The following is a 5,361-nucleotide window of genomic DNA, read 5'->3' on the forward strand; positions in this document are numbered from 1 at the left end:
CGAATATGCAATATGTGATGGATCCAGGCACGTTCTCCTACACCCATATCCCCAATGCATGGGTCTTCGGCTTGCAGGTGAAAGCTGTACTGTAAGGTCGGAATGATGGCCGCCTCTATAAAATGGCGGCCACTTTTTTGAGGAGAGGAGGATGAAGTCCGCGATCGACTCTTATTGTTATCATAGATATTTCGGTGAAATTTACCCAGGAATTGAAACCGATTCTGGTGTCAGAATGAGTCTTGATGAATTTCTTGATAAGGCTTTGGCATTGCAGGTGCAGGGGGTCTCACTGGAGTCGTGTTTCTTTCCGCATATAACACTAGGTGATGCGGATATACTGCGGGAAAAACTAGACTATCTTGGATTTGAACGAGTTTGGGCCTGGGGGCATCTTTCAGGTCTTGGGTCAGGCGCCGCGCCGGATCAGTTGCAGGACTTGAAATATCATACTGCAATAGCGGGGCGCATTGGTGCCAAGGTTATGCGGATCTGTTGTGGTAGCCGTCGAACAAGGCCAACAGAGTGGTCTAGACATAAAGCCGCGCTGCTACCTTTGCTCCATGAGGCTGTCGCGCACGCCGAAGCGCATCGCGTAGTGCTGGCAATTGAAAATCATATTGATCTTCTGGCGGATGAGTTGGTGGAATTGATCGAGACTGTGAATTCACCTTGGCTGGGTGTATGCCTCGATACCGCGAACAATCTGCGTATGTTGGAAGATCCTCTGCAGGCTACGCTAAAGCTTGTTCCCTATGCCCGTACGACGCACATCAAGGATGTACGTGCCCGCTCAGGTAATCCACATGATTTTTCGTTTTGGCCCAGCGTTCCCCTGGGGCAAGGTTTGATTGATTTGCCCGTGATACTCGCTGCATTAAAAGCCCAAAATTACAAAGGATTGCTGGCTTTGGAAGTTGATTACCTAGATCCTGAGTATGAAAATCATGAACAGGTTATTTCTGATAGCATAGCCTATATTCATGAACTTCTGGTTCAATAGCCAGGCCGAGGTGCAAAGCTCATCAACGACTGGCTGAAGCCGCCGTCCACAACAATCTCTTGTCCGGTTATATAACCCGCGCGGGAACTGGCGAGAAAAAGTACGGCTTCGGCGATATCTCGTGGTTCACCAATGCGCCGAGCAGGTATAATCGCGGCACGTTTCTCTGCAATGCCGGGTGTCTGGTAGAAGGCTTCGCTTAGAGGAGTGCGGATCATACCTGGGCTGACGCAATTGCTGCGCACACCTTTTGCACCCCACTCAAAGGCAAGCTGCCTGGAGAGCATGGCTATAGCCGCTTTACCGGGGCTGTAGGCGCCGCTAAAAGCCTGCGGTTCAGATGCAGCGATGGAGGCAATGTGTACCAGATTGCCTTTGCCGCGATTTAACATGCCGCGGCCGAATTGCTGGGCGCATAACATATAGCCGGTGACGTTTACCCGCAACATCAACTCCCAATCATCCAGCGCTATATGACTGAGGTCACCGGGGCGTAGGATACCTGCGTTATTTATCAATATATCCGTCGGCCCGAGCAACTCGTTGATTTTTGAGGCAGCTGCAGCGACGCTTTCAGGTTCGGCAACGTTGCAGGAAAGACCGATCGCTATTCCGCCTCTGGTAACAGCAGCTTTAGCGTTCTTGATGACGGCCTCGGCGTTAAGGTCGAGGTAAGCAACTGCTGCGCCAGCATGGGCAAACTGGTCTGCTATTTCCTTGCCAATGCCGCCAGCAGCACCAGTAACGACGCACACACGACCCGCATGGCAGAGCCAATCCATACTAATTTTTTCCACTATGCGGGTTCCTTATACATCTGAAGTCGTAGCGAGATGCCGACCGGTGATATAGCCAAAAGTTAGGATGGGTCCGAGCGTAATGCCTGCACCCGGGTAATTTCCGCTCATTATGCTGGCGCGGTCGTTTCCAGCGGCGTAAAGGCCAGGAATTGGTTTGTGGTCTTTGTTCAAGATCTGACCTTCGACCGTCGTCTCTAGCCCATTAAACGTGCCAAGGTCGCCCATAATAAGCTTCACGGCATAGAAGGGGGCACGTTGAATAGGAGCGATGTTGGGACTGGGCCTGTGATCGGGATCACCCAAATAACGGTTGAAAGAGGTACTACCTCGCCCAAATTCTGTGTCACGCCCTGATTCGGCGTCTTTATTGAAGCGTGCGACAGTATACTCAAGCTGGCAGGCATCGATATCGAGGACTTTGGCCAACTCTGCTAATGTCTTTCCGCGCTTGAGGTAGGCATTGCGAAGATGCGGCGTGAGCGGTAATGGTGCGGGCTTTACGAAGCCAAGACCGTATTTACGAATGGCGGCATGATCGCAGATCAAGAAGGCACTTGTGTGATCCTGTGCCTCGCAGGAGGCGATCATGGCCTCACCAAAATCATGATAGGAGTTTGATTCATTTGTAAATCGCTCTCCATTCGACGTAACAGCAATAACGCCAGGCTTGTAGCGATCGAGCAAATGCGGAAAAGCCTCGACTTCACCGATTTTTCTTGGAACAGCGGAAACCGGCATCCATGCCGAAGCGTTTGGGTAGGAGATGAAGCTTCCCCCAGCTGATTCCGCAAGTGAGATGCCATCGCCTGTATTTGTTGTCGGAATGGGTGATAAATGCTCTCCGCCACGGCGTAAATGCGGATAATGTTTAGAAATACGTGACTTGTCATGAGGAAAGCCGCCAGCGGCAATAACTACCGCGCGTTTCGCTATAATGACTGCTGGCCCTATGGGCGTATGAACTCTGGCGCCAGTGACGCGGTTGCCGTCCCATAGCAACTCTTGCGCGGACGTGTTTGTATAGATAGGGATATTAAGGTTGAAAGCTGTCTTGGCCAGGCGCGCGGCAAGAGCGTTTCCACTGGTGACCTGGACACCGCGCTTGTAGCGGATCAGTTCTTTTATGTGCCCGGTGAGGCGGCGCGTAACATAAAGGAAAGACGAGACCGATTTTGTGGCATTAAAGAAATGCTTTATGTCTGCATTTGAAGAGTTGAACATCATACCCATAAAGGTGATAGTACGTAAAGGCGGTCGCAGACGGTGTAATTCTTTTCCAAGTTCAGCTGCATTATAAGGTGCTGCGAGTACTGAGCGTCCAACATCCATGCCGCCTGGTGCGTCAGGATGATAATCTGGATAGAGGGTAGGAAGAAATTTCACCTCAGTCTCACGCTGAAAGAAATCCAGCATCTCGGGGCCGTGGTCCAGAAAGGCGTTAATTGCGGCCTCATCGAAAAAGTTACCGGTTTCGTGCTTGAGGTAGGATAGCGCTTTGGCCCGGCTGTCTGGCTTATTTCCTGGTGGGCATATTTTATTGCCAGGAATCCAGAGCACGCCCCCGGAAAATGCCATGGTACCACCAAAAACTGGCGCTTTTTCAATAACGACAACATTCAGACCATGCTTGCAGGCGGTAATGGCGGTGGAAAGCCCACCCGCCCCCGCGCCGATGACCAGCACATCGCATTCCGTGCCGGATGAAATTGGTCCTGCCATGGATATTCCTCACGCTTTATTCCTGACCGTAGATTAGAAATGAAGTGGTCCCGCAAGAATGGACGGAAATTTGGTTTTATTGCACAATTTGTTGGGGTAACGTTAAGCTGTTCAGAGAGCAAAGATATATGAAGCAGCAGGTTGAGTTTAAGATTCCTCATTTTTATCTCTATGGAGATCCGCATTCTGATGTGGATATGAATTTGCTTCATGCCGAGCCGATCCGTGATCGTAGTAGTGTGAATGACTGGACAATTCGTACCCATGTACATCCTGATCATGCCCAGCTTTTGCTGGTCACGAAGGGAGGTGGCTGGATCAGAATGGAAGCGCGGCGCTATGATGTTGTGGCGCCTGCATTGGTAGTGATTCCGCTTGCCTGTGTGCACGATATGGAGTTTTCCGCTGGTACGGATGGTGAGGTCATAACAGTATCAAAAGGATATTTGGCTGAGCCACTATTTAATTCCCCTGAACTACTGGCTTCGCTTAATCGTCCATCTGTGCATGTGTTTGATGAAGAGGAAGTTTGGGAACAGCTGGTTAAAGCATTTTCGAAATTGCGCCAGGAGTTCATCTGGCGTGCTACGTTCCGACGTCAAGCCATAACGGCTTTGCTTTTGCATATTTTTGTTCATGCTGCGCGGCTGAGTGAGGCGGCTTTAGGCGTAGAGTTAAGGTTGGATCGGAATTACGATTTGCTCAACCGGTTCAGGGCGTTACTCGAGCAGGACTTTAGACAGCAAAAAAGGCTGGAATATTATTCGGGCGTCTTAGGCGTCACGGTGCCACGCTTGAATGCCGCCTGCAAGGCAAGGGCAGGGAAAGCCGCGTCCAGACTGTTGCACGAGCGTGTGATTATTGAGGCCAAAAGGATCTTGCTCTATTCGGGATTGAGCGTGGCTGAGGTGGGGCATCAGCTTGGCTTTGAGGACCCTGCGTATTTCAACCGTTTTTTCTCTCAGCGCGTTGGTCAGCCTCCGGCTGCTTATCGTCAGGAATCAAGATGACAAGCTATTGCAAAGGGGAACAAGAGAGGGGACGCAGCAACTCATGCTCAAGCGGGTTTGTCTCTGAATACGTCAACAGATCCTCGTCTGCCGTTATGGCCAGCGTGACATAAGAGCCAGCTGCATAGCCGCTGGTAATTCGCCATTGTCCCAATCGTTCTTTTGGCTGAAATGGCGTTTTGCTATAGGTCAATGAAAGCAGACGCGGTCCAAAAAGTTGCGCTTCGGGGGTTTGAGCGTGGTGCTGGGTACGACGGGTGGCACAAACCTTATCCAGAAGTTTGGAGCTTTTTTGTAAAATCATGAACGCATTGCGCTGCCTTTCGATTAAATGGAAGGCAGATGGTACGAATAGTTTATTCCAGCCTAAGTCACTGGAAAGCGCTTGCCGGGCGGCCGTGCGTTCAGCAAAAGTTTCATAAATCCAGATATGATGAATTCTGTTTAACTGCCCAGTCTCGGTTAGAAAGTAGCCGCCCATCGGCAAATACGCTGTAACATGCTCGACACCTAAGGTACGAAAAAGGTTCAGATATTCCTGAGCCTTCGTTGCAGTTAACTCATAGGTACGCAGCTCGAAAATCATCTCAAATCCTGGCGCTTTGATGTCTGATTCTGATGTTGCCAAGAGTTGCGCAACAGACCATGGAAGAATATGCGAAAATATTGGACGATAAAAAGGCCGGTTGCGTCATTGAGAGAACCGGCCTTTTCCCTGCTTGGTGTGTCAGGAGTTACAGTACAGCTTTCACCTGCAAGCCGAAGACCCATGCATTGGGGATATGGGTGTAGGAGAACGTGCCTGGATCCATCACATATTGCATATTCG

5 protein-coding genes are annotated in these 5,361 nt (G+C 50.4%); 2 read left to right on the plus strand and 3 right to left on the minus strand.

From position 1 onward, the window contains the following. Positions 1–151: 151 nt before the first annotated feature. The gene (locus tag BUB54_RS19375; RefSeq protein ID WP_048880500.1) at positions 152–1,003 is read left to right on the plus strand and encodes a sugar phosphate isomerase/epimerase family protein; all 852 of its coding nucleotides are present in this window, start codon (positions 152–154) and stop codon (positions 1,001–1,003) included. Here BUB54_RS19375 and BUB54_RS19380 read toward each other — a convergent pair. Then, positions 997–1,800: an SDR family NAD(P)-dependent oxidoreductase gene (locus BUB54_RS19380; protein WP_217652560.1), complete on the minus strand. Its 804-nt coding sequence runs from the start codon at positions 1,798–1,800 to the stop codon at positions 997–999. The genes BUB54_RS19375 and BUB54_RS19380 overlap by 7 nt on opposite strands. Before the next feature lie 12 nt (positions 1,801–1,812). Next, complete coding sequence (locus BUB54_RS19385) at positions 1,813–3,522, minus strand: FAD-dependent oxidoreductase (protein ID WP_048880498.1); 1,710 nt, start codon at positions 3,520–3,522, stop codon at positions 1,813–1,815. Positions 3,523–3,650: 128 nt separating this feature from the next. On the opposite strand from BUB54_RS19385, the gene BUB54_RS19390 reads away from it, so the two are divergent. Next, positions 3,651–4,532, plus strand: a complete 882-nt coding sequence (locus BUB54_RS19390) for a helix-turn-helix domain-containing protein (RefSeq protein WP_048880497.1) — start codon at positions 3,651–3,653, stop codon at positions 4,530–4,532. Between the two features lie 4 nt (positions 4,533–4,536). On the opposite strand, the gene BUB54_RS19395 is transcribed toward BUB54_RS19390, so the two are convergent. Beyond that, complete coding sequence (locus BUB54_RS19395; RefSeq protein ID WP_139285016.1) at positions 4,537–5,160, minus strand: NIPSNAP family protein; 624 nt, start codon at positions 5,158–5,160, stop codon at positions 4,537–4,539. Between the last annotated feature and the right edge of the window lie 201 nt (positions 5,161–5,361).

Origin of the sequence: Acidocella aminolytica 101 = DSM 11237 (genome assembly GCF_900129125.1) — a bacterium.
GTDB lineage: Bacteria > Pseudomonadota > Alphaproteobacteria > Acetobacterales > Acetobacteraceae > Acidocella > Acidocella aminolytica.